General features: G+C 45.6%; 1 protein-coding gene. It reads left to right on the top strand.

What is annotated here, in order from left to right; genetic code table 11:
* Nucleotides 1-258: 258 nt before the first annotated feature.
* Nucleotides 259-654, top strand: a 396-nt coding sequence (locus ACWHAR_RS28190; protein ID WP_452088585.1) for a tripartite tricarboxylate transporter TctB family protein, incomplete at its 3' end; no start/stop codon positions are given.

Raw genomic sequence — 654 nt, 5'->3', positions numbered from 1 at the left:
AAAGAGATGATGGAAAAAGACAGCTGGAAATCGATTCGGGACAGCTATGGATGGACGGATAACTTTATGGGCCATCAAGAATTTAAGGACTATCTTGACACTCAATATAAAGAAATGAAAGCGCTCCTTGATGAGATTGGATTGGGCGACAAATAAAACGGTCTCCGCGCGCGGGGTTGCCGGTACGCAGAGCCTAAAAGCCCCGCCCGGCACAGCCCGCGACCGGCATGCTGAAATCGAGAAAGGCTGGTGTAAAACATGAGAATCACAAACCGGGCCGTTTCTGTCATCATTTTGGCTGTAGCAGCCATTTACCTGGCGCTCAGCTTTAATTTAGACAGCTATCCGTACGCGGTGATCGATGCGGATGTGCTGCCGAAAAGTTTAGGCATATTGCTTCTCATATTAGGCATATTTCTGTTTTTTGAAAAAGATCAAAAGGATACAACGGTGAAAAAGCTGTTTCAGCTGCAGAAAAAAGACGTTAAGGTCATGATGCTTTGTGTTGTTTCTCTGTTGATCTACATTTCCGTTTTAGAATTCATCGGATTTTTGCTATCTACTGTGATGCTGCTGCTCGTTTTGCCCGCGGTGTTGGGATATCGGAACTGGAAAACTGCTGCGATCGTTTCCCTGGTTTTCAGCAGCACAATT

The sequence above is a fragment of the Bacillus sp. LR--39 genome, from assembly GCF_053613335.1.
Note: the sequence above shows the minus strand (reverse complement) of the source record. Positions and strands in the feature narration are given on the sequence as shown.